The following is a 26,556-nucleotide window of genomic DNA, read 5'->3' on the forward strand; positions in this document are numbered from 1 at the left end:
CCGGCACCCCTCGCGGGGGTGCCGGGCGTCCTCGTTGGTCGGCTCAGGCGTCGAGGTCGGCGCGCAGCAGGTCCGCCGCGCGCTCGCCGATGAGCATCGTCGTGATGTTGGGGTTCACGGCGACCAGCTGCGGCATGACCGAGCCGTCCACCACGCGCAGCCCCTGCACGCCCTTGACGCGAAGCTGCGGGTCCAGCGGCGAGTCCGGGTCGTCGACCGCGCCCATCCGCACGGTGCCCGCGGGGTGGTAGACGGTGTTGTGGGTCCGGGAGACGTAGTCGGCGATCTCCTCGTCCGTCTGCACGTCCTCCCCGGGGAACAGCTCCCGGCCGCGGAAGCCGTCCATGGCGCTCTGCGCGACGATCTCCCGTGCCCGGCGGATGCCGGCGAGGGCGACCCGCATGTCGTGGCCGTCCTCGTCGGTGAAGTAGCGCGGGTCCACCTTCGGCTTGTCGCGGTAGTCGATCGTGCGCAGCCGCACCGTGCCCCGCGAGCGGGCGTGGGTGATGTTCGGGGTCAGCGCGAAGGACTCCGGCGAGGTGGGGTAGCCCTGGCGGCGGGTGTGCATGTCGAAGGGCACCGAGCCGTAGTGCATCATCAGGTCCGGCAGGTCCAGGCCCTCCTCGGTGGCGGCGAAGATGCCGATCTCCCACCACTGGGTGGTGTCGCGGGTCATCTTCTGCGTCGACTCCCACGAGATGACGGCCTCGGGGTGGTCCTGGAGGTGGGAGCCGACGCCGGGGGAGTCGACGCGCACGTCGATCCCGACCTCGCGCAGGTGATCGGCGGGGCCGATGCCGGAGAGCATGAGCAGCTTCGGCGAGTCGATCGCGCCGGCGGAGAGGATCACCTCGCGGCGGGCCCGCAGCACCGAGGAGCGGTCGAAGGCGTTGTCGATGTACTCCACGCCCGTCGCGCGCTGCTCCTCGTCGAAGAGCACCCGCATGACCTGGTGGCCGGTGAGCACGTGGAGGTTCTCGCGCTCGAGCACGGGGTGCAGGTAGGAGACCGAGGAGGAGGACCGGGTCCCGTCCTCGCGGCGGTTCACCTGGAACCAGCTCGCGCCGTCGACGACCGTCTCGAAGTCGTTGAAACGCGCCCGGGGGATGCCCGCCTGCTCGCACGCCTCGAGCAGGGCGATCCCGACCGGGTCCTCCGCCGGGGCGTCCATGAGGTGCACGGGGCCGTCGGTGCCGTGGCCGGGACCGGTGCGGTCCTTGTTCGTCTCGAGCCGCTCGATGAGGGGATGGATCGTCGCGGCGTTCCACCCCTCCGCGCCCAGGCTCTCCCAGAGGTCCATGTCCTCCGCCGGCGGGTGGAAGGCGATGCACGAGTTGTGGGAGGAGCAGCCGCCGAGGACCTTCGCGCGGGCGTGGCGCATGAAGGAGTTGCCGTTCTCCTGCGGCTCGATGGGGTAGTCCCAGTCGAGGCCGGACTCGAGAAGCTCGGGCCAGCGCTTCAGCTGCAGGACCTCGTCGTGCTCGCGGTCGTCGGGGCCGGCCTCGAGCAGCGCCACCTGGAGCTGCGGGTCCTCGCTCAGGCGGGATGCGACGACGGCGCCGGCGGAGCCTCCGCCCACGATGATGTAGTCGTACTCGGCGATCGGGTTCTCGGACGTCAGGGGCTGATCGGTCATGTGTCCTGCTTCCTGTCGGGAGGGTCGGGTCAGTGCGTGCGGGGGAACCAGCCGGAGACGGCGGGCTCGGTGTTCTCGTAGATGTGCTTGGCCTCGGTGTACTCCTCGAGGCCGCTCGCGCCGAGCTCGCGCCCCACGCCGGACATCTTGAAGCCGCCCCACTCCGCCTGCGGGAGGTAGGGGTGGTAGTCGTTGATCCAGATGGTGCCGTGGCGCAGGCGGCGGGAGACGCGGTGCGCGGTGCCGCGGTCGGAGGTCCACACGGCGCCGGCGAGCCCGTACTCGGTGTGGTTCGCGATCGCGATCGCCTCCTCCTCGGTGGAGAAGGTCTCGACCGTGATGACGGGGCCGAAGCCCTCCTCGATCACGGCGGGGTTCTCGGCGTCGCAGCGGTCCAGCACGGTCGGGGCGAAGAAGAAGCCCGCCTCGTGCTCGGGGCCGCCGCGATGGCCGCCCGTGCGCAGCCGGGCGCCGGCCTCGACGCCGCGGCGCACGTGCTCGGTGACCTTCTCGAGGTGCGCGGCGGAGATCAGCGGGCCGGTCTGCGCGGCGTCGTCGAAGGGACCGCCCATGACGATCCCCTCGGCGCGGGCCACGAGGTCGTCGACGAAGCGCTCCGCGATCGAGTCCTGCACGATCAGGCGGGCACCCGCGGAGCACACGAGCCCCGAGTCGAGGAATCCCGCGTTCAGGGCGTTGTCGAGGGCGGCCTCGTAGTCGGCGTCGGCGAAGACGACGTTGGGGTTCTTGCCGCCCAGCTCGAGGGCCACCTTCTTGATGCCGGTCGCCGCGGTCTCCGCGATCCGGCGTCCCGTGACGAGCCCGCCGGTGAAGGAGACGAGGTCCACGTCCGGGTGGGTGGAGAGCGGCGCACCGACCTCGGCCCCGTCGCCGAGGACGAGGTTGCCGACGCCGGCGGGAAGGCCGAGGCCGTCGAGCACGTCCAGGAGCAGGATCGAGGTGTGCGGGGTCAGCTCGGCGGGCTTGAGGACGAAGGAGTTCCCGGTCGCGAGGGCCGGCGCGACCTTCCACGCGGCCTGCAGCAGCGGGAAGTTCCAGGGCGTGATCATGCCGCACACGCCCACGGGCTCGCGCACCACGCGGGAGAGCACCGTCGGGTCGCCCGCGTCGACGAGCCGGCCTGGGTGCTGGTCCGCGATCTTCCCGAAGTAGCGGAAGCAGGCGGCGATGTCGTCCATGTCGATGCGGGCCTCGACGAGGCGCTTGCCCGTGTCCAGGGCCTCCGCGCGGGCGAACTCCTCCTTGCGCTCCACGAGCGCGGCCGCGACCGCGAGCAGGAGGTCGCCGCGCTCGGCGGCGGGGACGTCGGCCCAGACCCGGGACTCGAAGGAGCGCTTGGCGGCGGCGATCGCCCGCTCGGTGTCTGCGGCGGTCGCCTCGGAGACCACACCCACCTCGGTGCCGTCGGCCGGGCAGGTGATCGTGCGGGTGCCGCCCGCCGCGGCGGCGCTCCAGGCGCCGTCGATGTACAGGGTGGTGATGTCGGTGCTCATGACTCTCCTCGGGTCGGGGTGGTCTCTGCAGGGAGCGGGACGCCGGCGTCGTCCCATTCCTCGGGGACGACGGCCGAGACCGCGCCGGTCGCGGTGCCGAGGTCCCCGCTCATGGTCAGGTAGGTGAGATGGGCGTCGTAGGCGTCGAGGACGTCGGCGATGACCTGATCCTTCGTGGTGCCCATGATGTCGCGGCCGCGGGAACCGAGGATCGAGAAGATCTCGATCCGGTAGAAGGTGTCCCGCACCGCGGAGATGTTCGCCGCGAAGCTCGGGACCGCGTAGGCGACGGGGTAGGCCTGGTACTTGAAGTCCTCGCCCTCCGGGAAGGAGACCACGAGGTCCACGTACGGGATGCCGCTGTCGGGGTGGACGCCGCGGTGACAGGCGACCTCCGCGCCCAGGTCCCGCAGCTCGGAGGCGACCTCCTCCACCGCGGGCGCGGCGACGTCGTCGACGAAGGCGGTCGCCTGGGCGGCGTCCGCATAGCTCATGCGGTGGCGCAGGCGCTGGCGCCAGGAGACCTTCTCCCCGCCCTCGCGGACCCGGCTGGTGAGCAGCGAGGGCAGCGCCGCGCGGCGCGAGTCGAGGTTCGCGCGCTCGGTGCGCAGCACCTTCCAGAGGCTGAACATGACGAGGTAGATGAGCACGGAGAGCGGCAGCCCCACGACGACCGTCGCCGCCTGCAGCGTGTACACGCCGTTGATGAACAGCATCACGACCGTGAGGGCGCCCGTGATGACCGCCCAGACGACACGCAGCCACGGCGGGCCGTCGGCGTCGGACACCGAGGCCTTCGAGGTCATGTTCGCCATCACGAGCGAGCCGGAGTCCGCGGAGGTGACGTAGAAGAACAGGCCGGTGAGCAGCGCGAGGGACATCGTGAAGATCGCCCCCGGGTACTGCTCGAGCAGCAGGAAGAACCCGGCCTCCGGCTGGTTCGCCGCGGTGTCCAGGAACGTCGGGTCGTCGAAGAAGCTCATCGCCGCGTTCCCGAAGATCGAGACCCACAGGAGGATGAAGGAGAACGGGATCAGCAGGACCCCGACCACGAACTGGCGCAGGGTGCGGCCGCGGGAGATGCGCGCGAGGAACAGGCTCACGAAGGGCGCCCAGGCGATCCACCAGGCCCAGAAGAACAGGGTCCAGTCCGCCATCCACTGATCCGCCGGGTACCCCTCGGCGGCCGCCCCGTCCGTGTAGGCCATCGTGTTCATGAGCATCCCCGGGAAGCGGGAGAAGAAGTCGCCGATGTTCTGCACGAGCGCGTCGAGCAGGCGGTGCGTGTTCCCGGAGATCAGCACCCACAGCATGAGCACGATCGCGAGCAGCACGTTGAGCTCGGAGAGCCGCCGGATGCCCTTGTCCACGCCGGTCACGGTCGAGGCGATCGTGATGAACACGGCGAGCGCCATGAGCGCGATCTGCACGGCGAGCGAGCTGGGGATCCCGAACAGCGCGGTGAGGCCCGAGTTGAGGAAGACGACGCCGATGCCGAGGGAGACGGAGATGCCGAAGATCGTGCCGATCGTCGCGCCGATCTCCGCGGTGTGGCCGACGGCCCCGTGGATGCGGCGGCCGAAGATCGGCGCGAGCGCCGAGCGGATGCTGAGCGGCAGGTGGTAGCGGTAGGCGAAGAGGCCGAAGGCCATGCCCATGAGCGCGTACATCGCCCAGCCGGGGATGCCGTAGTGGAAGATCGTCCAGATCGGCGCCATCCGTGCGGCCTCGTCGGAGCCGACGGGGGCCTCCGGCGGGGTGAGCACGTTCGTGGCCGGGCCGGAGATCCCGAAGAACATGAGGTCCACGCCGATCCCGGCGGCGAAGAGCATCGCCGCCCAGGTGAACATGTTGAACCGCGGGCGCGAATGGTCGGGGCCCATGCGGGTCTCACCCACCCGCGAGAACGCGACGACGAGCACGAACACGACGACCACCGCGGCGGTGAGCACGTAGTACCAGCCGAAGTGCGTCGCGATCCAGCCCATCGCCCCGAAGATCGCGGTCGCCGCGGCGTCGGGCTGCAGCGCCGCCCAGGCGACGAACGCGACGATGATGACCGAGGTCCCCAGGAACACGGGCCAGTTGACGGGGGAGCGGGTGGTGGCGGGCTCGTCGCCCCCGCCTCCGGATGCTCGTGTCGACGCGGGCGGTGGGCTCTCGGCTGCTCCGGTCATGGGGGCCTCTCGGTCGGCGGGCGCGAGTCGGACGCCCGGAGGCAGGGCCTCCCGGGTCCGTGCGCGGGGACGGTGCCGGCGTCGCCCTGCCCTCCAGCGGATCGCGAGGGCGCGGCGTCGCGGCCCCTTGACCATAGGGGGACGCTCCGGCGACCTGTCAACCGGCTGGTCGGCTCTCCGTCGAGGGCATGTCGCCGGCATCGTCGCAGGTCATGGCGGCGACTCGGGTGCGGGTGCCGTCGGTCGTCCGACGTGACCGGCCTCATGCAGGACGCGGACGAGGCCCGTCGGCCCCGGTCATGCGCGGGGTCGACGGGCCTCGTGGAGGTGCGGCCCGGGGCCGCGCGGGATCAGTAGCCGATCGAGCGCAGGTATTCGCGGGACTCGCGGATGCAGTCGATCGGATCGCGGCCGTAGGTGTCGTCCTGCTCGATGAGGAAGTACTCCGCGCCGGCGGCCTCCGCGGCAGGCAGCAGCTCGGGCCAGTTCATGTTGCCCTGGCCCACCTCCGCGAACTGGGCGAGTCCGAGGAAGACGTCGTAGAAGTCCTTGCCCTCGAGCTCCTTCGCCTCGAACTTCGCGTAGACCTCCGCGGGCAGCGGGGCGATGCGGAAGTCCTTCACGTGGATGAGCTTGCAGGCGCCGGTGTACGCCTTGAGCATGTCCAGCGGCGCCATGCCGCCGCGCTGCACCCAGTGGAGGTCCACCTCGAACAGCAGCGACGGCGCGACACGGCGCACGATGTCGAAGATGCGCTCGCCGTCGAACCGGATGAGGTCCACGTGGTGGTTGTGGTAGCAGAGCGTCACACCCTGCTCCGCGAGCCGGGCCGCGTACGGCTCGACCTCCGCGGCCCACGCCTCGCAGGCCTCCTTCGAGACCATCGCGGAGAACGGCATCATGCCGATCCGCAGGTAGCGCGACCCCGTCCGGCGGCAGGCGTCGACGGCGCGGTCGAACTCGGTCTCGAGCGCGAAGCCGTTGCCGCCGGGCGCGATCGAGGCGCTCATGGCGGCGGTCTCCACGCCGAGCTCCTCCTTGCCGCGCACGAGGTCGTCGATGAGCTCGTCGGTCATCGTGACCTGCGAGACCTCGACGGCCGTGATGTCGAGGTCGTGCACCTGGCGCAGCACCTCGAACATCCCCTTCTCGTTGATCCGGTCCTTGAGCATCATCAGCTGCAGTCCGAGCACAGGCATGGTTCTCTCCTTCGAGCGGTGTGGGGGAGCGGTGGCGGGGCGGCGGTCAGGACCGCGTGGGGAACTGGCCCTCGGCCTCGATGCGGGCGTTGAGCTCGGCGAGGTACTCCTCCGCCGGGTAGTCCACGAGGTCGATCTCGCGGCCGGTCCACGCGCTCAGCTGCATGCCGGAGGCGAGGCGCACGCCGTTGATCCCCTCGGCGCCGTCCGCGATGAGCGGGGTCCCGTCGAGCACGTGCGCGGCGAAGTTCTCGAGGACGGCGACGTGCTGGTGCCCCCACTGGGACTCGTAGTCCTTCTCCTCGGTGGTGAAGAGCTCCGAGGTGTCGATCATGCCGCGGAACAGGCGGCCCACGTCCTCCGCGGACATGCCGTCGGAGAGCGAGCGCTCGTCCTTCGTGAGCCGCGTGATGGTGACCTTCTTCGAGCCCTCCACGACGATCTTCCCGGCGTCGAACAGCATTTCGAGGCGATCGGTGCCGATGATGTCGTTCGTCGAGGTCATGAAGTGGCCGGTCGCGCCGTCGCCGAAGTCGACGACCGCATTGACCTCGTCCTCGGTGGCGATGTCGCGCTGGAAGCCGAAGGCGAGCTTCGCGAAGACCTTCTTCGGGGTGCCCGCGAGCCACTGCCACAGGTCCAGCTGGTGGGGCGCCTGGTTGACGAGCACGCCGCCGCCCTCGCCGCCCCAGGTCGCGCGCCACGCCGACTGGTCGTAGTACGCCTGAGGACGCCACCAGGTCGTGATGATCCACGAGGTGTGGCGCAGCTTCCCGAGCTCGCCGGAGTCGATGAGCGCCTTGAGGTCCGTGTACACGGGGTTCGTGCGCTGGTTGAACATGATCGCGAAGGTGGTCTCCGGATGCGCCGCCGCGAAGGCGTTCATCTCCTCGACCTGCTTCGTGTACACGCCCGCGGGCTTCTCGGTGAGGGCGTGGATGCCCTTGCCGATCGCGGCGATCGTGATCTCCGCATGGAGGAAGTGCGGCACCGTCGTGACGATCGCGTCGACGTCCCCGGAGTCGAGCATCGCCTCGTAGTCCTCGTACACCGGCACGCCCGGGTGCTTCTCGGCGGCGAGCTCGCGCTTGGCGGGATCGATGTCGGCGACCGCGCCGAGGCTCATGCCCGCGACCTTGCCCTCCTGGAGGAGGCCGGCGTACATGCCTCCCTGCGCGCCGAGCCCGATGATGCCGAGCCGGACCGTCCTGTCCTGGGTCTCCGTCATGGTGTCTCCTTCTCGTGCTTCATCGTCGATGGGCGCTGGTGGCCCAGGGTTCGGTGGTCCCGCCGGGACCGGAGCTGCTCGCCGTCCGCGCGGCGGGCGGTCGGGCACGGGGTGGCCGACGGCCGCGCCGGTGCGGTCCGGGAGGGCGCGCGGTGCCGGTTCGTTCCGGCACGTGCGCTCGCTGCTGAGGGGTCGGTGCTGATGGGTCGATCCTTCCTGCCCGGCGGGGAGGACGGGGCTTGTTGCCGGAGTTTGCAGTCGGCGTGTCGCCGCCGCCACCCGGCGGTGCGGGCCACGTCGTCGCCGGTCCGCGGCCGTGCACGGAGATGCTCCCCGACGGACGCTCCCGGGGCGCAGGGGACGCTGCGGTCGCCCCGCGGACCGCCGATCCGCTCACGCCGACCGGAGGGCAGCGGGTGCGCAAGGAGGATTCGCCGGACGCTCCGATCGGTATTCGCGGAGTGCGGCCCGCGGATAGTGATGGGGTGCTCATGGAACGTCTCCGGGTATGCCGCGTGCATATCCGGAAATTTGTGGTCCGTTTATCTCTGGGTCGTCGATCGGATATTCCGGTTCGGCGGATCTGGAAGTTCCGGGTGCTCCTGTCGGGAGCGATCCGTCGGGTCGCCCGAGGGTGAGCCAGGGGCTGGGGGGGCGGGTGTGGGGCAAGGGTGTTCCGGAGGTGACCGCCGGAGGTCCTTGAGGCGTCGGCGAGTGTGGCGCCTGGTGGTCGGGCATCGGCCCCTCGCCGCTTGCGGGGAGGGGCCGGCGGCGCGGGGGTCGGTGGGTCGACGGTGGGGCGGCGGTCGGTGGCGCGCCGGTGGGGCGGCGGTGCTGCCGTCGTCCGACATGTCGCCCTCCCCGCCGCGCATCGCCGACGGTCGTTCCTCCCCACTCCATGGTTATCCACAATTTTCGTCGATCTGCCCGTGGGTCTGGTCTCGGGCGGTGCGACGGCATAAAATGGTGGCACGGGATCGATGGTTCCCCGGATGTACTCATGTGTGTCGTCGCGGAACGGTCCCCTTCTGTCATTCGGGGGATTTTGCGGATATCGGAGCGGGGGGAGGTGGGTCGATGACGGCGACGGAGCTCGGGCGTGCCACGCAGCCGGTCAACGCGGGGGCCTGCCCCCAGCCGGAAGGCTCGGTGCCCGTTCCTGCCCGCCGTCCTGCCCGCCGTCCTGGCGCGGCTCTGCCGCGCGAGCTGCGCCGGCCGGTGCGGGGACGCAGCGAGGTCACCACCGAGAACATCGCGCGTCGTGCCCTCGTCGCCGAGGACTCCTCCGATGCCCTCGTGCTGCGGCGGATCCTCGAGCGTCGCCGCACCGCGCACGCCGCCCTGTACGTCGCCGAGCTCCGTGACCTCGCGGCGCTCGCTGACCCGGAATCGCTGGGCGACCCGGACCCGGGACCCTCGCACGAGACGAACGCGATCGCCGCGGGGATGGTCCTGCGCACGAGGCTCGGCCGTGCCGGACTGCGCCTCCGTGATGCCGGCATCGCGATCCGCGACCTCCCCCTCTGCCTCGACCGGGTCGAGTCCGGTGACCTGCCGTCGGAGTGGTTCGACCAGCTCATCCGCTCCGTCCGCGACCTCCTCCCCGAGCAGCGGCACCAGGTGGACGAGAAGGTCTCCGCCTGGCAGCTGGAGGCCCTGCCGCCGGAGCGCTTCCGCACCTTGTTGCGGCACCTGGTCCTGTGGTGCGGGCCCGAGGCCGCGGCCGCGACCCCCGCCGCGTCGCGCCACGTCAGCACGGATCTCACCGCCTCGGCGGACGGCACCGCCTGCATGACCGTCACCGGTCCGATCCCCGAGATCCTCGACCTCACGAAGCGCCTGGACCGGGCGGCGCACTCGGTGCAGGACGCCCAGCGGCAGGCGCTCGCGCGGATCGCCGAGGGTGGCCAGGACCAGCACATCCCCTGGGACCTCCACGGCGAGGCCGCGGCGACCGGGCGGCCGATGAGCCTCGGCGCGATCCGCTACGTGCTCATGACCCGTTCGGAGATCGGGACCGACGGCGTCCCCGTACCCAGGATGCCGCTGCGCATGAACCTCGTGGTGCCCGTCCTCTCCCTGCTGGGGCTGTCCGACGCCCCCGCCACCCTCGAGGGCGTCCACCCCGTCCCGATCGCCATGGCGCGGGATCTGTGCGCCGACGCGGCCGTCTGGCACCGTGTGCTCACCGACCCCGTCACCGGGGAGTTCCTCCCCGTGGCCGCGCAGCAGTACCGGCCGACGGCCGCGATGGTCGAGCACGTGAAGCTCATCGACCCGACCTGCGCCCTCCCGGGCTGCACCCGGCGCCTCGCCGACGTCGGCGAGGTCGACCACATCGAGGAGTTCGACCACCTCCACCCCCGAGACGGTGGGCCGACGACCCCCGCCAACCTGCACGGGCTGTGCCGTGAGCACCACCGCGCGAAGACCCGCGGCGACCTCGACCCGGATGTCACGGCGGGCGGGCGCTCCACCCGTTGGAGCGTGCACGGGACCCACTGGATGGACGTCGCGCGCAACCGCGACCTCGTCACCCAGACCCTCGCCCGGGACCTCGCGCGGGCATGGAGGGTGTTCCAGGAGCGGCTCCACGAGGCCGAGGTCTTCGCCCAGATGCGGAGAGAGGGGGTGATCCCCGTGACCCCCGCGGATCACGCCGCTGAGCGCCGGCGGCAGCGGTGGGGCGACCATCTCGTCGCCCACTACACGCACTGGGAGGGGCCGCCCGGGACGGACCCGCCGCCACCGCCGCCGCTGCCCGAGGACGAGCCGCCGCCGTTCTGAGCCGTTCCCGGCCGAACCCTGCCGCGCTGACCCCTCAGCCGGCGGCAGGCTCCGCGACGGGCAGCTCGAGCGTCATGAACACGCTGTGCGGGTCCTCGACATAGCTGCCGAACGGTCCGCACACCGTGAAGCCCCGCCGTGCATAGAGCCGCCGCGCCGGATCGAACAGCGGCGCGCTGCCGGTCTCGAGCGACACCCGGCCCAGCTGCCGCGAGCGCGCGTCGTCGAGCGCCACCTCGAGCAGCAGCGCGCCGATCCCGCGGCCGCGCAGCGCCGGGGAGGTGCGCAGCGACTTCAGCTCCGCATGCCCCGGGCCGAGGTCCGCGAGCGCGATCGTCCCGGCGACCTGCCCGGCCACCCGGGCCTCCCACATCCGCACCGCGGGGGAGCGGAGCCCCTCGAGGTCCAGCGCGTGACGGGACTCCGGCGGGGCGGTGGGCTCCAGCTCCGCGAGATGCGCTGCCAGGAAGGCGACCAGGTCAGGGTCCTCGAGATCCGCCGCGCGGACCGTCACATCGGTGCTCACGGGGAGACGGTAGCCGCCGGTCGCCCACCGCCGGTCCTCCGCGGGCCGGTGCGATCGGATCGTGACCGGCTCACATCGAGCGGAGCTCGGGGCCGCCATCGGTGCAGCCGACGACGGGCCCGAGCGCTGTGCCGTGCGGCTCAGTCGACCTGGATCTCGCCCATCGGCCCCCATCCCTCGGCCTGGACCTGCTCCGAGACGATCTGCGGGGTCGCCGTGAGGTACTGCGGGAACTCCTCCTGCATCGCCTTGAAGTGCGCGGACTCCACGTGCGGGCCGGCGCCCTCGTCGGTGAACGCCTCGATGAGCACATAGGTGCTCGGGTCCTCGACGGAGCGGGACCACTCGAACCACTTGTTGCCCTCCTCGGCGCGGGTGGCCTCGGTGAAGGGGCGGGAGATCTCCGGCCAGCGATCGGCGAACTCGGGCTTCACGGGGAACTTGACGTTGATGAGGATCATCCGGGGGCCTTTCTCCTGCGGTCTCGGTGCATGCCCATCCTCCCACCTCCGCCTCCGTGGTCCCGACGGGCGGCCCCCGGGCCCGGGACCTCGAACACCGACGAAGGTCCCGTGCCGCGCCGCGGCGCGAGGGCTAGATTCGGTGCCATGAGTGGAACCTCCAAGCTGACCGTGGTCGGAGCCGGCGCCGTCGGATCGAGCGTCGCCTATGCCGCGATGATCCGGGGCAGTGCCCGGCACATCGCCCTCTACGACATCGCCCCGGAGAAGACGGAGGCGGAGGTCCTCGACCTCGCCCACGGCTCCTTCTTCGCCGGGAGCGGGGAGATCACCGGCGGCAGCGACGTGTCCGTCGCCGCGGGCTCCGACGTCGTCGTCATCACCGCGGGGGCGAAGCAGAAGCCCGGGCAGACCCGCATCGAGCTCGCCGCGACGAACGCGCGGATCATGGACGCGCTCATGCCGCAGCTGCTCGAGGTCGCGCCGGACGCGATCTATGTCGTCGTCACGAACCCCTGCGACGTGCTCACCATGCTCGCTGCGGAGTCGAGCGGGCTGCCGCCGGAGCGGATCTTCGCCTCCGGCACCACCCTGGACTCCTCGCGGCTGCGCTGGGAGATCGCGCGCCGCGCGGGGGTCGCGACCTCGAGCGTCCACGCGCAGATCGTCGGCGAGCACGGCGACACGGAGCTCGCCCTGTGGTCGAGCGCGACGATCGGCACGGTCCCGATCCTCGACTGGACGCAGGACGGCGCGCCCCTGTTCATCCGCGAGGACCTCGACGCCATCGCGGCCGATGTGCGTGACGCCGCCTACACCGTCATCCGCGGGAAGGGTGCCACGAACTACGCGATCGGCCTGTCCAGCGCGAGGATCGTCGAGGCGATCCTCCGCGACGAGCACGCGGTGCTCCCCGTCGCCCCCGTCCTGCACGGGGTCCACGGCCTGGACGGGGTGGCCCTCTCCGTGCCCTGCGTGGTCGACGCCGCGGGTGCGCGCCCGCTGCCGGGCACGCCCTTCGCCCCCGAGGAGCTCGACCGGCTCCACGAGTCCGCGGAGTCCCTGCGTCGCGTCGCGGCCGAGCTGCGCGGCTGAGCCCGACGAGTCCCGGCCGAGCGCGCGGAGGAGCTCAGCCCGCGGCGAGGGCGACGTCGGCGGCGAGCACCGCCGGCCAGCCGGCGACCTCCGCGCGCGTCGAGGCGATCTGCAGGGACGACTGCGGCAGGAGCTCGTGCAGGCGCTCCGCCGTCGAGACCGGGTGCCCCGGATCGTCGGTCCAGGCGAGGATCGTCACCGGCACGTCGATCCGGGCGATCGCCTCGGGGGAGGGGAGGTCGCTCAGCGCCGCCCCGCGGTACACCGAGGGCAGCAGCGCCTCCCGCACCTGCGGCAGGGTCTCCGGCGTGCCGATCTGGGCGGGCGGTCGGTGCACGTCGCGGCTCGCCGCGAGGAAGCGCTCCATCCCGTGCTGCTCGACGAAGTCCGCGAGACGCTCGTAGTTCTCCGCCTGCGCGACCCGGGTCCCCCAGGCGGTGGAGGGGATGAGCAGGGTGAGCGAACTGAACCGGCCCGGATCCCGCACGGCCGCGTGCAGCAGCGTCGCGCTCCCCATCGACGGCCCCGCCCCGTGCACCGCCTCCCCGGGGAAGCGGTCCTCGAGCAGCGCGAGCAGATCCTCCGCGAGCCGCGGCCAGGTGTAGTCCTCCGGGACCGTCCTCCCTGTCGAGTCCCCGTGGCCGCGCGCGTCGTAGCGCAGCAGCCGCGTGCCGGAGAGCCCGCGCCCCAGGTCCAGGTCGATCATGCGGTCCCGCGCCCGCGACGAGGTGAGCCCGTGGAGCTGGACCACGGGATGCCCGTGCTCGTCGCTGAAGGAGGTGGCGAGCTCCGCTCCCGGGACACGGAACGATGACAACGCGGCCTCCGATGGCGAGGGGGAACAGGTGGCGCTTACCGTACCGTCATGCGGCTCACCCACGTCGATCAGCTCCGGCTCCCCTTCGGTGCCCTGCGCAGCTACCAGGTCACGGCGACCCCGGAGCCCGCGGGCTCGGCCGCCGCCGAGCTGCCCGTCTCCTTCGACCAGGCGCGCCACGTGGGTGCCGGGGACCGCCCCGGCTCCTGGATGGCCGTGTCGATCCGCCTGCGCGAGCCCGTCGTCCCGGAGGACCTCGCCGCCGCCTGGCTCGCCGTCGTCGCCCGCCACGGCACGCTCCGCACCGGCTTCGTGCAGGACGAGGACGGCGGCGTGCACCTGCGCCGGCTGCGGATCGGCCCGGGCCGTTGGGAGGACCACGAGATCGCCCCCGGCCGCTCGATGAACGCCGCGCTGCAGGAGGTGCTCGACGCGAGCTGCCGCCCGCTCTCCGCGCCCTCGCACAGGCTCTGCACGATCGACACCGCCGTCGGCCCCACCCTCGTCATCGCCTCCGACCACGCCCATGTGGACATGTGGTCGATGCTCGTCCTCGCCCGCGACCTGCTCGCCGCTCTCGCGGACATCCGCGCCGGGAGGGAGCCCACCGAGGGCTGGGTCCCCGAGTTCGCCGAGCACACCGCCGTGCTCGAGCGGCGCACCGCGGTGCCCGAGGAGGTGCACCGCCGCTGGGCGGAGATCCTCGCCGCGGGGGAGGACGTCATGCCGCGCTTCCCACTGCCGCTCGGCGACCCGGCCCCGCAGCCCGAGCGGGTCGAGGTGCGCGACGTGCTGGACGTCGACGACACCGCCGCCCTCAGCGCGCAGGCGCGGGCCGACGGCGTCTCCACCCTCGCCCTCACCACGTCCCTCATGACGCAGGTGACGCGCGACCTCGCTGACGCCCCGCTGCGCGCCGTGTTCCCCGTGCACAGCCGCTACGACAAGACCTGGCACGACTCCGTGGGCTGGTTCATCACGAACTCCGTGCTCGAGAGCGCCGACGCGTCCCCGCAGGCGGCCGCCGCCGCGGTCAAGGAGGCCATCGCGCTCGGCTCCTGGCCGCTGCGCGAGGTGCTCGCCCCCTGGGGCGGCATGCCCGAGGCGCCCGGCATGTTCGCGCTGTCCTGGCTGGACCTGCGGCGCCTCCCCGTGCGGATCGACGACATCGGGCTCGAGGCGCAGTACGTGAGCTCCGGGATCCGCACCTCCGGCGTCATGCTCTGGTTCATCCTCGACGACGCCGGTGTGCACCTGCGCTGCCGCTACCCGGACACCTCGCAGGCCCGGGAGAGCGTGGGCACCTGGCTCGACGCGCTCGTCGCGCTGCTGCGCTCGACGGCGCGCGCCTCCGCCGGCACGCGGCTGCTCGCCGGCGGCCGCGAGTACCGCGTCTCCCGTGCCCGGCTGGCCGACGTCCCCGCGATCGTCGCCCTGCTCACGGACGACGAGCTGGGCCGCACCCGGGAGGGCGCCGACCTCGAGCGGTACGAGGCGGCGCACGAGGTGCTCTCCCGCGACGGCGCCCACTACCTCGCGGTCGTGCGCGACGCCGAGGAGCGGATCGTCGGCACCATGCAGCTGACGATCATCCCCGGCCTCTCCCGCGGCGGCACGACCCGCCTGCAGATCGAGGGGGTGCGCGTCGCCAGGGCCGAGCGCTCGCACGGGCTCGGCACGGCGATGCTCACCTGGGCGCACGAGCACGGCCGCTCCCGCGGGGCCGCGCTCTCGCAGCTCACCACCGACGGCACGCGGACCGCGGCGCAGCAGTTCTACGCGCGGCTCGGCTACGAGGCGAGCCACGTGGGGCTCAAGCGCCCCCTGTGACATGCACGAGGCCGGGCCGTCCTGAAGGACGACCCGGCCTCGTGGTGCCGGAGCCGGCGGGACGTGCCCGCCGCTGCTCAGGATCCTGGGTTCAGGGGTGCTCAGTACAGGTTGAGGAAGGCCTGGAGGACCTTGACGGTGGAGCCGTCGACCTCGTCGGAGCCGGTGTGGCTCGCGCCGACCTCGTGCTCGAGACCCTTGACGGTGTCCTTGCCGATGACGCCGTCCTGGTCGGTCTTGACCCAGGCCTGGAGCGCCTTCGTGGTGGTCTCGTCGAGCTCGCCGGTCTGCTCGACGCCCAGCCAGTCCTGCAGCGCGGTGATGGTCTCGGGGCCCATCTTGCCGTCGACCTCGAGGGTGCCCGCGACCTGCAGGTCGGGGTTGCCCACGGCGCTCTTCGAGGAGCTGGTGGACTTCTTCGAGGAGGTCGACTCGGAGGTGGACGTCTTCGAGGAGGTGGACTTCTTCTCCGAGGAGGTGGACTTCTTCGAGGAGGTCGACTCCGAGGAGGTGGACTTCTTCCCGGTCTTCTTGGTGAAGCCGTTGTCCGTGCAGTTGTCCGCGATGCCGTCACCGTCGCAGGACCAGTCGCCCTGCTTCTCGGTGGACTTCTTCTCGGTGGACTTCTTCTCGGAGGAGCTCGAGGTGGACGTGCGCTCGGTGGAGCGGTCCGACTTCTTCTCCGAGGAGCGGGACTCGCTCGAGCTCGAGGAGCTCGAGTCGGAGGACTTCGAGGAATCGGAGTCCGAGGAGCTGGAGTCCGAGGACGGGGAGGACGAGGTGTCCGCGCCGCCGGTGAGGTACTTGCCGCAGTTGGGCCACGCGCCGGCGCCCTGCTCGGCGAGGACCTTCTCCGCGACGGCGATCTGCTGGCTCTTGGTGGCCTTGTCCGCGGTGGAGGCGTACTGGCCGCCGCCGAAGCCCTGCCAGGTCGACTTCGAGAACTGGAGGCCGCCGTAGTAGCCGTTGCCGGTGTTGGTGGACCAGTTGCCGCTGGACTCGCACTGCGCGACCTGATCCCAGCCGCCGGCCGCGTCGGCCTGCTGGGCGGGAGCGGCGGCGAAGGCGCCGGCGGCGACGACGGCGCCGCCGGCGAGGGTCAGCGCGGTGCGGCCCAGGAGGGACTTGCGCTCGGTGGTGCTGGTGGTCATGGGGTGCTCCTCAGGATGCTCGACGTAGGGGCCGCGACGCACGGAACCGATCAGCGGGAGCGCTGCGGGTGCGTCCGCGGCGAACGCAGGACTCAACCTACGAGCGCCCCCCGGGGGGCGCTCAAGCGTCGTGGACGAGGCTTGAAGGAGGCTTGACCAAGCACGTCTGCTCGGTCACAGGAAGGTCACGGCGGAGAGTCGATCCTCGCGTTGTCGCGGCGAAACCGCAGGTCAGGGTGTCAAGTAAGGAGTGGGAGGTACGGTCTTCGGCGTGTCGGCAGAGGTGGTGAGTACCGTGTCCGCCATGGGGAGAGCACCAGGTGACGACGGCGGTTCGGCCGAGGCTGAGAGGGTGCTGGACGACCCGCCGGGGCCGGGTGCCCCGACCTTCCACGATGTGACGACAGTCACACGCACGGGACGGGTCGAGGTGATCGCGGGTCCCATGTTCGCCGGGAAGTCGGAGGAGCTGATCCGCCGTGTGCGCCGCGCGCACCTCGCCGGGCTCCGCGTCGAGGTCCTCACCCACGCCCTCGACACCCGCTACGCGGAGGGCATCACCGCGCACACCGGGGACCGGATCCCCGCCCGCGCCGTGGCCGACGCCCCCGCGCTGCGGGACCTGCTCCGGGCGGGCGCGCCGGATCTCCTCGCGATCGACGAGGCGCAGTTCTTCGGCCCCGACCTCGTCGATCCCGTGCTGGAGGCGGCGCGGGCCGGGAGCATCGTGGTGGTCGCCGGGCTCTCCGTCACCTTCGACGGCGACCCCTTCCCGCCGTTGCCCGCGCTCATGGCACTCGCCGAGGACGTCCGCAAGCTGACCGCCGTCTGCTCCGTGTGCGGGCGCGACGCCGCCTACCATCAGCGGATCCGCGCGGGGGACGAGGACGGCCTCGAGATCGGCGTGCGATCCGTGGGCGGTGCGGAGAGCTACCGGGCGCGGTGCCTGCTCCACCACGAGCGGTCCTGAGCGCCCTGCCTCAGGAGCGAGCGGCCTCCGCGGCGGCCTCGAGCCGTGCGGTGTCCAGGCGACGCTGCGTGAACATCTCCGCGGTCACCGCGGCCGCGACCCGCGGGGACTCCGCGATCAGGTCGTACAGCCGCTGCGGGACGATCTGCCAGCTCACGCCCCAGCGGTCCTTGCACCAGCCGCACATGGACTCCTCGCCGCCGTGACCGACGATCGTGTCCCACAGTCGGTCCACCTCCGCCTGCGAGTCCACGATCAGCTCGATCGAGGCGGACTCCGACTGCGGGAAGGCGGGCCCGCCGTTGAGCAGCGTGTACTGGGCGCCGCCCAGCTCGAGGACGACCGCGAGCGAGCCGCCGTCGGCCGGTGGGGCGCCGGGGGAGTCCGGCACCTCGGTGTAGGGCATGCGCGAGAGGACGCGCGAGAGAGGCAGCAGGGTGGTGTAGAAATCGGCGGCGGCGTCGACCCCGCCGTCGAACCAGAGACATGTCCGCACGATGGTCATGACGGGCATCCTTCCCCGGCGCGCCGCTCGCGTCCAGGGCAGTACCGTTCCGCCATGGATCCTGTCGCCCCTCCCCAGCTCCTGCTCGTCGAGGACGACCCGCAGCTGCGGGACATGCTCTCCGCACTCCTCGAGGACGAGGGGTACGCGGTGACGACCGCCGCGGACGGCCATCGGGCCCTGCACCTCGCCCTCACCCGTGACCTCGACCTGATGCTCCTGGACCGCGGACTCCCGGGGCTCGAGGGTCTCGACCTGCTGGGCCGACTCCGCGGCGCCGGGGTGGACGTGCCCGTGCTCGTGCTCTCCGCGCGCGGGAACCCCGCGGACCGGGTGGACGGGCTCGACGCCGGCGCCGAGGACTACCTCGCCAAGCCCTTCGACCTCGCGGAGCTCCTCGCCCGGCTGCGGGCGCTGCGCCGCCGGCACCGCGAGACCGCGGAGCTGCTGCGGATCGGTGACGGCCGCAGCCTCGACGTGAGGGCGCACGAGGTGATCGGGGACGGGGCCCGGGTGTCCCTCACCGCGCGCGAGAGCGCGCTGCTCGAGGTGCTCGCTCGCTCCCCGTCCCAGGTGTTCGAGCGCGAGACCCTCCTGCGTCGGGCGCTCCCCGGGGCGGAGGACCTCGGCGTCGTCGACACCTGCGTCCACTACCTGCGCCGGAAGCTGGGCCGCGACGCGGTGACGACGGTGCGCGGGGTGGGCTACCGGCTGGGGGCGTCATGATCGAGCGCACCCGACCGCTCGGCGAGGCGGACGCCCATCAGCTGCGCCGCACCGCCCGGCGCCTCTCCCTGCAGATCGCCGTCGTCATGGCCGCGGTGGTGGCGATCGTCGGGGCGACCGCGTTCGGTCTCGTCGCCGCCTCCCTGTCGCGCGCCACCGACCAGGAGCTCACCTCCGTGCGGGACGACGCCCGCGGCGACGAGCTCGGTGCCGGCACCTACGTGATCCGCGAGCACGAGGGGACCTTCACCGCCGCCGAGGACCTCCCGACCGGGCTGCCCGACGAGGACGCCCTCGACCGCGTGCAGGCGGGGGAGCAGCGCGTGGACACCCGCGTCGAGGCCGACGGCCACCGCTACGTGGTGCGCACCAGCCGTGGGGAGGGAGAGATCGTGCAGGTCGCCATCGACACCCGCGGCAACCGGGAGCAGCTGCAGCGGGTGGGGGCGGCGCTCGGCATCGGCGGCATCGCCGGTGTGGTCGTCGCCGCTCTCGTCGCGGACCGCCTCGCTCGACGGGCCATGCGTCCCCTCGCCGACGCCCTCGCTCGCCAGCGCCGATTCGTCGCCGACGCCGGCCACGAGCTGCGCACCCCGCTGACCTTGCTCAGCACGCGTGTGCAGATCCTGCGCCGTCGTCGCGAGCGGGAGAGCGACCCGGAGGCGACGGACCGGGAGATCGCCGCGATCCAGCAGGACGCCGCATCGCTCACCGCTCTCCTGGAGGAGCTGCTCGAGGCTGCCGACGACCGGGAGGTCGAGCTCGAGGACGTGGACCTCCGCGCCCTCGCCGAGGCGGCGCTGGACTCGGCCGGCGCCGAGGCGGAGCGTGCCGGGGTCGAGCTCCGTCTCGCCGGGGACAGCGCGGTGCACGTCCGTGCCACCACCGTCGGGGTCCGCCGCATCGTGCAGTCCCTTCTCGCCAACGCCCTGGACCACACCCGCAGCCGGGTGGAGCTCCACGTCTCCACGGGGCCGCGCGGCGGCGTGCTCCGCATCGCCGACGACGGCCCCGGCTTCCCCGCGGGGGACGCCGTCTTCGAGCGCTTCGCCTCCCAGCGCAGCGGTGAGGCGTCACGCCACCACTACGGCCTGGGCCTGTCCCTCGTGGCGGACGTCGTCCGCCGCCTCGAGGGGGAGGTGCGGATCGATCGCTCCGCGCCCGGCGGTGTGATCGAGGTGACGCTCCCTCCGGCCCCCTGAGGCCCGATCCGGAAGAGAACCGGAAGACTCCACCGCCACGCTGTGCACAGGATCGGGACGGACCCGATGCCGAAGGAGGCTCCGATGAGCATCAGGGAGAGTGGCCGACGTCATGGCCGCGTGGCGACCGGCGTGATCGCGGGCACCGCACTCGCCGCCACCGGGATCGGTGCGGGTGCGCTGTGGATCGGGGAGCAGGGTGCGGCGAGCACGTCGGCCGCCGCGACGACCCCGGTCGCCACGAGCAGCGCCGCGCCGACGGACCCCACCACGACGCCGTCGACGCAGTCGACGCAGTCGACGGACACGGCCGGCACGTCCTCGTCCGGCACGTCGTCGTCGGACACGTCCTCGTCGGACACGTCGTCGTCGGACAGGTCGTCGTCGGACAGGTCCTCGCAGGCCTCCTCGCCGACCGTGTCCCGCGGCTCCGGCGGCTCCTCCCACGCCTCCAGCCAGGGGTCCTGAGATGACCGCTCGGATCAGCTGGTCGCTCTGGAGCGCCACCGCGGAGCTCGTCGTCGTCGACCCCTCCGAGCTGCGCATCGCGCGCGAGCTCGCCGACGCCGTCCTCGCGGAGGTCGAGCGCACCTGCTCGAGGCACCGGGACGACGCCGAGCTGCGGGCGTTCGAGGGGCGCGACCTCGTCGACGCGCCGGTCAGCCCGGTCCTCGCCCGCCTGCTCGAGGACGCGATCGACGCGGCGCGCCGCACGGACGGACTCGTGGACCCCACCCTCGGCGACCGCCTCGAGGTGCACGGCTTCGCGGGCGCGGCCGGGGTGCGGGCGGCCGTCGTGCACCGGGCCACCTGGCGGGACGTCTCGCTGCACGCGGGGCGGCTCACCGCCCCCGCCGGCGTGCGCTTCGACCTCGGCGCGACCGGCAAGGCGAGCGCCGCGGACCTCCTCGTCGAGCACCTGCGGGACGACCCCCGCATCCACCACGGCGTGCTGGTGTCCCTGGGCGGGGACCTCCGTGCCACCGGCAGCGGACCCGACGGCGGCTGGCAGATCGACGTGCGAGACGGCGCCGGCGAGCCCGGCCAGCAGGTCCGACTCCACGACGGCGGAGCCCTGGCCACCTCCAGCACCCTCCACCGGCGCCGCCTGCTCGGGGAACACGAGGTGCACCACATCCTCGACCCGCGGCACCTCGGACCGGCGACGGACACCTGGCGCACGGTGAGCTGCGCCGCGCCGACCTGTGCCGCCGCCAACACCGCCTCGACCGCGGCGATCGTGCTCGGGTGGGATGCTCCCGACTGGCTCGAGGCCCGGGGCGTCCCTGCCCGCCTCGTCGCGGCCGACCGCCAGGTGCTGACCACCTCCTCCTGGCCCAGCCCGGTCCCCGCGGAGGTCCGCCATGGATGAGGTGCTGTGGGCGACCGCGCGGGCGAGCGGGGTCGTCGCCCTCGTGCTGCTCACCCTCTCCGTGGTGCTGGGCATCCTGACCCGGGGCGGCCGGCCGATGATCGGGCTGCCGCGCTTCGCCGTCGCCCACCTCCACCGGGACGCCTCCCTGCTCGCCACCGCGTTCCTGACCCTGCACGTGGTGACCCTGCTCGGCGACAGCTACGCCGGACTCCGCCTCGTCGACCTGATGGTCCCCTTCCTCGCCGCGCGCGACGCGCTCTGGCAGGGGCTCGGCACCACCGCCCTCGACCTGCTGCTCGCCGTCATCGTCACCGCTCTGCTCCGCAGGCGCCTCCCGGCCGCCGTGTTCCGCACCGTCCATCTCGCGGTCCTGCCGCTGTGGGGGATCGCGCTGCTGCACGCCCTCGGATCGGGCACCGACGCGGGCACGCTCTGGTTCCGCGTCCTCGCCGCCGCGTCCGCGGCGATCGTGCTCGCGGCGACCCTCTGGCGGCTGCTCGCCCCCTCCTTCCGCACCCATCCGGCGGCGCGCGCCCGCCGCACCCCCGAACGGAGCCTCAGATGAGCACTCTCGCCCTCCCGGCCCCCGGCCTGCTCGACCCCGCCCGCCCGGAGCCGCTGCCCAGGGCGGACGACCTGCCCGCGCAGATCACCCGCTCCGGGCTGACCGGACGCGGCGGCGCCGGCTTCCCCGTCGGTGCGAAGATCGCCGCGCTGCGACGTCCTCCTGCCGCGATCGTCGCGAACGCGTCGGAGGGGGAGCCGCTCAGCGCGAAGGACACGGTGCTCCTGCGGGAGTCCCCGCACGCGGTGATCGACGGCCTCCTGCTGCTCTCCGACGCCCTCGCCCCGCGCGCCGCCCTGACGATCATGGTCCACCCGCGGTCCGCGGCGGGGGTGCGTGCCGCGCTCGCCGCACGCCCCGACGGACACCGGGTGCGGCTGCAGGTCGCCCAGGAGCGCTTCGTCGCGGGGGAGGCGACCGCGGTCGCCGCGGCGCTCGCCGGCGGTGAGCAGATCCCCGCCGACCACCCGCACCACCTCACCGAGAAGGGCCTCCGCGGCGGCCCGGTGCTCGTGCAGAACGCCGAGACCCTCGCGCACGTCGCCCGCATCGCCCGTCACGGCGCCGAGGCGTTCCGCTCCGCCGGCAGCGCGGAGGACCCGGGGACCCGGCTCGTGACGATCGCGCGCCCCGAGGGAGCCGAGAGCGTCCTCGAGGTGCCCGGCGGAGCCACCCTCCGCGAGGTGCTGCACCTCGCGGGCACGGAGCCCGGCATGCTCGATGCCGTGCTGGTCGGCGGCTACCACGGGCGCTGGGCACGGCCCGAACAGCTCGACCTGCCGCTCGGACCTCGCCCCGCCCCGGGCGTGCACGGCGCGGGCGCCGGGGTGCTGATGCTCCTGGACCGGGGCCGCTGCCCGCTGGCCGTGACCACGGCGATCCTCGATCATCTCGCCGCGCAGTCCGCGGGGCAGTGCGGCCCCTGCGTGCTGGGCCTGCCGCGCATCGCCGCGTCGATGCACGACCTCGAGGCCGGACACGGCGATCCCGCACGGCTCCGGCGACGGCTCGAGGCCGTCGCGGGCCGCGGCGCCTGCCGTCACCCCGACGGCACCGCGCAGCTCGCCGCCTCTACGCTCACGGCCTTCGGTCCTGAGCTCACCGCCCATGCGGCCGGCCGCTGCACGGGGTGGCGGCGATGACGGGGGAGCGCCGGGAGGCCGCCCGCCTCCACCTCGACTGGACCCGCTGCGAGGCACGCGGCGCGTGCCTCGAGCTCCTCGAGGGCACGCTCGTCGGCGACGAGGACGGCTTCCCCCTCGCCGTCGGTCGGCCGCCCGGTCAGCGGACCGATGTGCCGATCGCCCGCGAGGAGGTCGCCGCCGCCCGCGAGGCGGTGGGCGCCTGCCCGCGGCTCGCGCTGCAGCTGCTCAGGCCGCGCCGCGGCCGCGCGGGCGACGCCTGAGGTACTCGCCGACCACCGCCGCGCCCAGGTCATCAGCCTCCGGGGCGACCACGCGCCCGTCGACCCGCCGAGCCAAGGAGTCCAGGAACCTCGCCAGGTCCGGGTCCTCGCCGAGCCGGAAGAACGTCGTGCGCGCCCCGAGGGCGGCGACCTTGTCGAGCTCCGCGACGGTCAGCGCGATCGTCCGCGGGTCCGAGGGCCAGTCGAAGAACGCCTGCCCGCCCGGCAGCAGGTGCGCCGTCGGCTCCCCGTCGGTGACCACGAGGACCACCCCCTGTCGGTCCGGGTTCCGACGCAGGAACCGGTGGGCGAGCATGAGCGCGTGCTGCAGGTTCGTGCCCTGCTCGTGGCGGGGCGGCAGCGCCGTCAGCTCGGCGATGTCCAGGCGCTGCGCGTACTGGCCGAAGCCGATCACCTCGAGCTCGTCCCCGCGGAACCGGGTGGAGAGCAGGTGGTGCAGGGCGAGCGCGGTCCGCTTCATCGGCGTCCAGCGGTCCTCAAGCACCATGGAGAAGGAGGTGTCCACGAGCAGCGCCACCGCGGAGCGGGTGCGGGCCTCCGTCTCCTGCACCTGCACGTCCTCGATGCGCAGGCGCAGCGCGGAGGCGGGATCCCCGCCCTCCGCGGCGGTGCGGGTGATCGCACGGGTCATCGTCGCGGTCACGTCCCACGGCTCGGTGTCCCCGAAGGCCCAGTCCCGGCTCGCTCCCGACGGCTCCCCGCCCGCCCCGGCCAGCCGTGCGTCGCGCCGGCCCGAGCGGCTCGCGAGCCGCGTCGCCGCGTCCTGCAGCAGGCTCGCGCCGAGCCGCCGCATGGCCACCGGCGACAGCCGCAGGTCCCCGTCGCTGCCGCGGGGCAGCAGCTCCGAGTCCCGCAGCGCCCGCTCGAGCCGCGTGAGGGTCGCCGCGTCCGCGGCCGCCTCCGGGCCCAGCTGCCGGGCGAGGGCGTCGAGGTCCAGGTCGCCGAGGGAGGCGCCCGGGTAGTCCTGGCCCAGCTGCGCGGCGAGGGCGTCGAGCTCGGCGAGGTCGCCCAGCGGGCCCTGGCCGGTCAGGCCGTCGAGGTCCACGTCCTCGCCCCCGTCCCAGTCCAGGTCGGGGCGCAGCTGCTCGAGGGCCGCGTCCATCCGGGCGAGCTGGTCCATGAGCGCGGGGGAGCCGAAGGCCTGCTGCGAGAGCGCCATGAGCTCCGCCCGCTGCTCGGCGCTCATGCCGCGGAGCATCCGCTGCGCGGCGGAGGAGCGGGCGGCGAGGATCTCGATGAGCTCCTCCACGTCCTCGGGCTGCTCGGGGACGTGCTGACCGTGCTTCGCCATGAATGCCCAGAAGTCCTCCGGACCGTCCTCGTCGCGCGCATGCATCTCGAGGAGGGCGGTGAGGTCCGCGAGCATCTCCTCGATCTCGGCGCGGTCCGCGTCGGTCGCGTTCTCGAGCATCTGCTTCATGCCCTGGAAGCGGGCGTCGAGCAGGTCCTGCCCCAGCAGCTCCTGGATCTGCTGGTACAGCGCGCGACCCTCCGCGGAGGCCCAGTCGTAGTCGGAGAGCTGCATGACCGCGGCGGGCGTGGATCGCGGGAGGTCCGCGATCTGCATCTCCCGGAGGGTCCGGTCGGTGGGGTCCATGGTCGTGTCCCGGGCGAGCTGGCCCCGTTCGGCGAGCACCGCCCGGTCCAGCAGTTCCCGCGCCTGCGCGAGGGTCGCCCCGAGCCGGTGGCGGGACATCAGGTCCTCCCGGCGCCGTCGCACGGCGCCCGCGAGGCGGTCCAGGCCCTGCCCGTCCCGGCCGCCGCGCCGCAGGTGCTCCCGGAGCGCCTGCTCGGGGAGTAGCCGGCCATGACGTCGTCGGCGATGACCGCGAGCGCTTCGCCGAGGTCCACGGGCGGGGCGAGCGGGTCTGGACCGCCCGCGTAGCGGCCGTAGCGCGCCGAGCCCGTGCGGCGGGGGCGCCGCTCCTGCTCAGCCATAGATGGTCTCCCCGTCCCCGGAGTCCTTGGACAGCTGACGGGCGAGGAAGAGGCCCTCGAGGGCGAGCTCGATCGCGCCGGCCCGCTCCCCGTCGCCGCCCTCGCTGCCGGAGCCCATGCGCTCGGCGATCTCGTCGTACAGCCCGGGCACGGAGAGCTGGGGCAGGTCCGCGAGCAGCGCCGCCGCCGTCACCCGCTCACCGGTGGTGACGGTGCGGGTGCCGTCGAGCGCGTCCACCAGCGGTCCCATCTCGAGACCGGCGAGGCGCTCGCGGACCGTGTCCGCGGTCGCGCGGCGCAGGGCGTGGCGGAGGATCTCCGCCTCCCGCCCCTCCTCCCCGGTCTCGAACTCGACCTTGCCGCGCAGCACGTCGAGCGCCGCCTCGAGGTCCACCGGCCGGGCGACGGCCACGTCCCCGGTGAGCGCCGTGCGCAGGCGCGCCGCCGCGGCGACCGTCTCCGCGCCGGAGATCGCGAAGCGGGCCGAGACGCCCGAGCCCTGGTTCACCGCGCTCGAGACCCGCAGCAGGCGGGTGAAGCGGGCGAGGACCTCGAGCAGGACGCCCGGCACCGAGGCGGCCGGCTGCGCCTCCTGGCGGATCACCGCCACCTCGTCCTCGAGCTCGAGCGGGTAGTGGGTGCGGATCTCCGCCCCGAAGCGGTCCTTGAGCGGGGTGATGATCCGGCCGCGGTTCGTGTAGTCCTCAGGGTTCGCGGAGGCCACGACGAGCACGTCCAGCGGCAGGCGCAGCACGTAGCCGCGGATCTGCACGTCGCGCTCCTCCATGACGTTCAGCAGCGAGACCTGGATCCGCTCGGCGAGGTCGGGCAGCTCGTTGATCGCGACGATCCCGCGGTTCGCGCGCGGCACGAGCCCGTAGTGGATCGTCTCGGGGTCCCCGAGGCGCCGACCCTCCGCTACCCGCATCGGGTCCACGTCGCCGATCATGTCGGCGACCGAGGTGTCGGGGGTCGCGAGCTTCTCCACGTACCGCTCGGATCGGTGCCGCCACACGATCTCCAGTGCGTCGCCCTGCACGGCAACGGCGTCGAGGGACGCCTGCGTGAACGGGGCGAGGGGGTGCTCGTGCAGCTCGGAGCCCGCGATCGTTGGGGTCCATTCGTCGAGCAGCCCCGCGAGGGTGCGCAGCAGGCGGGTCTTGCCCTGGCCGCGCTCGCCGAGCAGCACCACGTCGTGCCCGGCGATGAGCGCGCGCTCGAGCTGCGGCAGCACCGTGGAGCGGAAGCCGTGGAGCCCGGGCCACGGGTCCTCGCCCCCGGTGATCCGGTCGAGCAGGTTCTCCCGCAGCTCCTCACGCAGGGGCCGGTAGGTGTGTCCCGACTCGCGCAGCGCGCCGAGGGTCGTGAGGGCAGGGTCGGGGGTGGTGGTGCTCTGGGTCACCCTCCCACGCTAGACCCGGTCGCGGC

At 73.1% G+C, this 26,556-nt stretch carries 22 protein-coding genes and 1 pseudogene; 10 read left to right on the forward strand and 13 right to left on the reverse strand.

What is annotated here, in order from left to right; all coding sequences use genetic code 11:
• Positions 1 to 43: 43 nt before the first annotated feature.
• The 5 genes from C1N80_RS07660 to C1N80_RS07680 all read right to left on the reverse strand — a co-directional run bounded on the left by C1N80_RS07660 (position 44) and on the right by C1N80_RS07680 (position 7,754).
• A complete protein-coding gene (locus tag C1N80_RS07660; protein WP_137770225.1) occupies positions 44 to 1,636 on the reverse strand; it encodes a GMC family oxidoreductase in 1,593 nt (530 codons plus the stop codon).
• A gap of 29 nt (positions 1,637 to 1,665) precedes the next feature.
• A complete protein-coding gene (locus tag C1N80_RS07665; RefSeq protein WP_137770226.1) occupies positions 1,666 to 3,150 on the reverse strand; it encodes an aldehyde dehydrogenase family protein in 1,485 nt (494 codons plus the stop codon).
• Positions 3,147 to 5,327: a choline BCCT transporter BetT gene (betT, locus tag C1N80_RS07670; RefSeq protein ID WP_137770227.1), complete on the reverse strand. Its 2,181-nt coding sequence runs from the start codon at positions 5,325 to 5,327 to the stop codon at positions 3,147 to 3,149. The genes C1N80_RS07665 and betT overlap by 4 nt, the downstream gene beginning before the upstream one ends.
• A 350-nt stretch (positions 5,328 to 5,677) precedes the next feature.
• Positions 5,678 to 6,526 carry a sugar phosphate isomerase/epimerase gene (locus tag C1N80_RS07675; protein ID WP_137770228.1) on the reverse strand — a complete coding sequence of 283 codons (849 nt, stop codon included), beginning with the start codon at positions 6,524 to 6,526 and terminating at the stop codon, positions 5,678 to 5,680.
• Between the two features lie 46 nt (positions 6,527 to 6,572).
• The gene (locus C1N80_RS07680; RefSeq protein ID WP_137770229.1) at positions 6,573 to 7,754 is read right to left on the reverse strand and encodes a Gfo/Idh/MocA family protein; all 1,182 of its coding nucleotides are present in this window, start codon (positions 7,752 to 7,754) and stop codon (positions 6,573 to 6,575) included.
• 1,077 nt (positions 7,755 to 8,831) lie between these two features.
• On the opposite strand from C1N80_RS07680, the gene C1N80_RS07685 reads away from it, so the two are divergent.
• Positions 8,832 to 10,541, forward strand: a complete 1,710-nt coding sequence (locus C1N80_RS07685) for an HNH endonuclease signature motif containing protein (protein WP_240811267.1) — start codon at positions 8,832 to 8,834, stop codon at positions 10,539 to 10,541.
• A 34-nt stretch (positions 10,542 to 10,575) separates the two neighbouring features.
• Here C1N80_RS07685 and C1N80_RS07690 read toward each other — a convergent pair whose 3' ends face one another.
• Positions 10,576 to 11,067 carry a GNAT family N-acetyltransferase gene (locus C1N80_RS07690; protein ID WP_240811268.1) on the reverse strand — a complete coding sequence of 164 codons (492 nt, stop codon included), beginning with the start codon at positions 11,065 to 11,067 and terminating at the stop codon, positions 10,576 to 10,578.
• Positions 11,068 to 11,207: 140 nt separating this feature from the next.
• Positions 11,208 to 11,528 carry a putative quinol monooxygenase gene (locus C1N80_RS07695; protein WP_137770231.1) on the reverse strand — a complete coding sequence of 107 codons (321 nt, stop codon included), beginning with the start codon at positions 11,526 to 11,528 and terminating at the stop codon, positions 11,208 to 11,210.
• 147 nt (positions 11,529 to 11,675) lie between these two features.
• On the opposite strand from C1N80_RS07695, the gene C1N80_RS07700 reads away from it, so the two are divergent.
• Entirely contained in the window at positions 11,676 to 12,623 is a 948-nt protein-coding gene (locus C1N80_RS07700) for an L-lactate dehydrogenase (RefSeq protein WP_137770232.1), read from the forward strand.
• Positions 12,624 to 12,657: 34 nt separating this feature from the next.
• Here C1N80_RS07700 and C1N80_RS07705 read toward each other — a convergent pair whose 3' ends face one another.
• The gene (locus tag C1N80_RS07705) at positions 12,658 to 13,440 is read right to left on the reverse strand and encodes an alpha/beta fold hydrolase (protein WP_137770233.1); all 783 of its coding nucleotides are present in this window, start codon (positions 13,438 to 13,440) and stop codon (positions 12,658 to 12,660) included.
• A gap of 48 nt (positions 13,441 to 13,488) precedes the next feature.
• Here C1N80_RS07705 and C1N80_RS07710 point away from each other — a divergent pair, with 48 nt between their 5' ends.
• Positions 13,489 to 15,270: a GNAT family N-acetyltransferase gene (locus tag C1N80_RS07710; protein WP_137770234.1), complete on the forward strand. Its 1,782-nt coding sequence runs from the start codon at positions 13,489 to 13,491 to the stop codon at positions 15,268 to 15,270.
• Positions 15,271 to 15,371: 101 nt separating this feature from the next.
• Here the strand turns inward: C1N80_RS07710 and C1N80_RS07715 are convergent, their stop codons facing one another.
• Positions 15,372 to 16,421 carry a transglycosylase family protein gene (locus C1N80_RS07715; RefSeq protein ID WP_137770235.1) on the reverse strand — a complete coding sequence of 350 codons (1,050 nt, stop codon included), beginning with the start codon at positions 16,419 to 16,421 and terminating at the stop codon, positions 15,372 to 15,374.
• A 397-nt stretch (positions 16,422 to 16,818) separates the two neighbouring features.
• Here C1N80_RS07715 and C1N80_RS07720 point away from each other — a divergent pair, with 397 nt between their 5' ends.
• Positions 16,819 to 17,391 (forward strand): thymidine kinase, encoded by a 573-nt coding sequence (locus C1N80_RS07720; RefSeq protein WP_255430866.1) that lies wholly within the window; start codon positions 16,819 to 16,821, stop codon positions 17,389 to 17,391.
• 10 nt (positions 17,392 to 17,401) lie between these two features.
• Here C1N80_RS07720 and C1N80_RS07725 read toward each other — a convergent pair whose 3' ends face one another.
• Complete coding sequence (locus tag C1N80_RS07725) at positions 17,402 to 17,896, reverse strand: VOC family protein (protein ID WP_137770237.1); 495 nt, start codon at positions 17,894 to 17,896, stop codon at positions 17,402 to 17,404.
• A 54-nt stretch (positions 17,897 to 17,950) separates the two neighbouring features.
• On the opposite strand from C1N80_RS07725, the gene C1N80_RS07730 reads away from it, so the two are divergent.
• Together C1N80_RS07730 and C1N80_RS07735 are read left to right on the forward strand one after the other, a co-directional pair.
• Entirely contained in the window at positions 17,951 to 18,622 is a 672-nt protein-coding gene (locus tag C1N80_RS07730) for a response regulator transcription factor (RefSeq protein WP_137770238.1), read from the forward strand.
• On the forward strand, positions 18,619 to 19,824 hold the full coding sequence (locus C1N80_RS07735) for a HAMP domain-containing sensor histidine kinase (RefSeq protein WP_137770239.1): 1,206 nt from the start codon (positions 18,619 to 18,621) through the stop codon (positions 19,822 to 19,824). Before C1N80_RS07730 ends, C1N80_RS07735 begins: the two co-directional genes overlap by 4 nt.
• A 110-nt stretch (positions 19,825 to 19,934) precedes the next feature.
• On the opposite strand, the gene C1N80_RS07740 is transcribed toward C1N80_RS07735, so the two are convergent.
• Entirely contained in the window at positions 19,935 to 20,186 is a 252-nt protein-coding gene (locus tag C1N80_RS07740; RefSeq protein WP_137770240.1) for a hypothetical protein, read from the reverse strand.
• Between the two features lie 107 nt (positions 20,187 to 20,293).
• On the opposite strand from C1N80_RS07740, the gene C1N80_RS07745 reads away from it, so the two are divergent.
• From C1N80_RS07745 to C1N80_RS07760, 4 genes are read left to right on the forward strand one after another with little or no spacing between them, the layout of a single operon-like run.
• Complete coding sequence (locus C1N80_RS07745; protein WP_137770241.1) at positions 20,294 to 21,196, forward strand: FAD:protein FMN transferase; 903 nt, start codon at positions 20,294 to 20,296, stop codon at positions 21,194 to 21,196.
• Positions 21,189 to 21,764: a ferric reductase-like transmembrane domain-containing protein gene (locus tag C1N80_RS07750; RefSeq protein ID WP_168198059.1), complete on the forward strand. Its 576-nt coding sequence runs from the start codon at positions 21,189 to 21,191 to the stop codon at positions 21,762 to 21,764. The genes C1N80_RS07745 and C1N80_RS07750 overlap by 8 nt, the downstream gene beginning before the upstream one ends.
• Positions 21,761 to 22,906, forward strand: a complete 1,146-nt coding sequence (locus C1N80_RS07755) for an NADH-ubiquinone oxidoreductase-F iron-sulfur binding region domain-containing protein (RefSeq protein ID WP_137770242.1) — start codon at positions 21,761 to 21,763, stop codon at positions 22,904 to 22,906. The genes C1N80_RS07750 and C1N80_RS07755 overlap by 4 nt, the downstream gene beginning before the upstream one ends.
• Positions 22,903 to 23,169, forward strand: a complete 267-nt coding sequence (locus C1N80_RS07760; RefSeq protein ID WP_137770243.1) for a ferredoxin — start codon at positions 22,903 to 22,905, stop codon at positions 23,167 to 23,169. The genes C1N80_RS07755 and C1N80_RS07760 overlap by 4 nt, the downstream gene beginning before the upstream one ends.
• Here the strand turns inward: C1N80_RS07760 and C1N80_RS07765 are convergent.
• Both C1N80_RS07765 and C1N80_RS07770 read right to left on the reverse strand, forming a co-directional pair.
• A pseudogene (locus C1N80_RS07765) lies at positions 23,135 to 25,128 on the reverse strand (VWA domain-containing protein). The gene C1N80_RS07760 and the pseudogene C1N80_RS07765 sit on opposite strands and share 35 nt — an antisense overlap.
• The gene (locus C1N80_RS07770) at positions 25,121 to 26,530 is read right to left on the reverse strand and encodes a sigma 54-interacting transcriptional regulator (protein ID WP_137770244.1); all 1,410 of its coding nucleotides are present in this window, start codon (positions 26,528 to 26,530) and stop codon (positions 25,121 to 25,123) included. The pseudogene C1N80_RS07765 and the gene C1N80_RS07770 overlap by 8 nt, the downstream one beginning before the upstream one ends.
• Positions 26,531 to 26,556 lie beyond the last annotated feature (26 nt).

Source organism: Brachybacterium sp. SGAir0954, from assembly GCF_005490785.1.
GTDB classification, from domain to species: Bacteria; Actinomycetota; Actinomycetes; order Actinomycetales; family Dermabacteraceae; genus Brachybacterium; species Brachybacterium rhamnosum.

What these genes read in the sequence shown, in the direction of transcription:
- C1N80_RS07725 (WP_137770237.1), bottom strand. Translation starts at nt 17,896, where the DNA reads ATGACCATCGTGCGGACATGTCTCTGGTTCGACGGCGGGGTCGACGCC.
- C1N80_RS07710 (WP_137770234.1), top strand. Translation starts at nt 13,489, where the DNA reads ATGCGGCTCACCCACGTCGATCAGCTCCGGCTCCCCTTCGGTGCCCTG.
- C1N80_RS07700 (WP_137770232.1), top strand. Translation starts at nt 11,676, where the DNA reads ATGAGTGGAACCTCCAAGCTGACCGTGGTCGGAGCCGGCGCCGTCGGA.
- C1N80_RS07730 (WP_137770238.1), top strand. Translation starts at nt 17,951, where the DNA reads ATGGATCCTGTCGCCCCTCCCCAGCTCCTGCTCGTCGAGGACGACCCG.
- C1N80_RS07660 (WP_137770225.1), bottom strand. Translation starts at nt 1,636, where the DNA reads ATGACCGATCAGCCCCTGACGTCCGAGAACCCGATCGCCGAGTACGAC.
- C1N80_RS07735 (WP_137770239.1), top strand. Translation starts at nt 18,619, where the DNA reads ATGATCGAGCGCACCCGACCGCTCGGCGAGGCGGACGCCCATCAGCTG.
- C1N80_RS07675 (WP_137770228.1), bottom strand. Translation starts at nt 6,526, where the DNA reads ATGCCTGTGCTCGGACTGCAGCTGATGATGCTCAAGGACCGGATCAAC.
- C1N80_RS07745 (WP_137770241.1), top strand. Translation starts at nt 20,294, where the DNA reads ATGACCGCTCGGATCAGCTGGTCGCTCTGGAGCGCCACCGCGGAGCTC.
- C1N80_RS07665 (WP_137770226.1), bottom strand. Translation starts at nt 3,150, where the DNA reads ATGAGCACCGACATCACCACCCTGTACATCGACGGCGCCTGGAGCGCC.
- C1N80_RS07715 (WP_137770235.1), bottom strand. Translation starts at nt 16,421, where the DNA reads ATGACCACCAGCACCACCGAGCGCAAGTCCCTCCTGGGCCGCACCGCG.
- C1N80_RS07680 (WP_137770229.1), bottom strand. Translation starts at nt 7,754, where the DNA reads ATGACGGAGACCCAGGACAGGACGGTCCGGCTCGGCATCATCGGGCTC.
- C1N80_RS07755 (WP_137770242.1), top strand. Translation starts at nt 21,761, where the DNA reads ATGAGCACTCTCGCCCTCCCGGCCCCCGGCCTGCTCGACCCCGCCCGC.
- betT (WP_137770227.1), bottom strand. Translation starts at nt 5,327, where the DNA reads ATGACCGGAGCAGCCGAGAGCCCACCGCCCGCGTCGACACGAGCATCC.
- C1N80_RS07760 (WP_137770243.1), top strand. Translation starts at nt 22,903, where the DNA reads ATGACGGGGGAGCGCCGGGAGGCCGCCCGCCTCCACCTCGACTGGACC.
- C1N80_RS07750 (WP_168198059.1), top strand. Translation starts at nt 21,189, where the DNA reads ATGGATGAGGTGCTGTGGGCGACCGCGCGGGCGAGCGGGGTCGTCGCC.
- C1N80_RS07685 (WP_240811267.1), top strand. Translation starts at nt 8,832, where the DNA reads ATGACGGCGACGGAGCTCGGGCGTGCCACGCAGCCGGTCAACGCGGGG.
- C1N80_RS07695 (WP_137770231.1), bottom strand. Translation starts at nt 11,528, where the DNA reads ATGATCCTCATCAACGTCAAGTTCCCCGTGAAGCCCGAGTTCGCCGAT.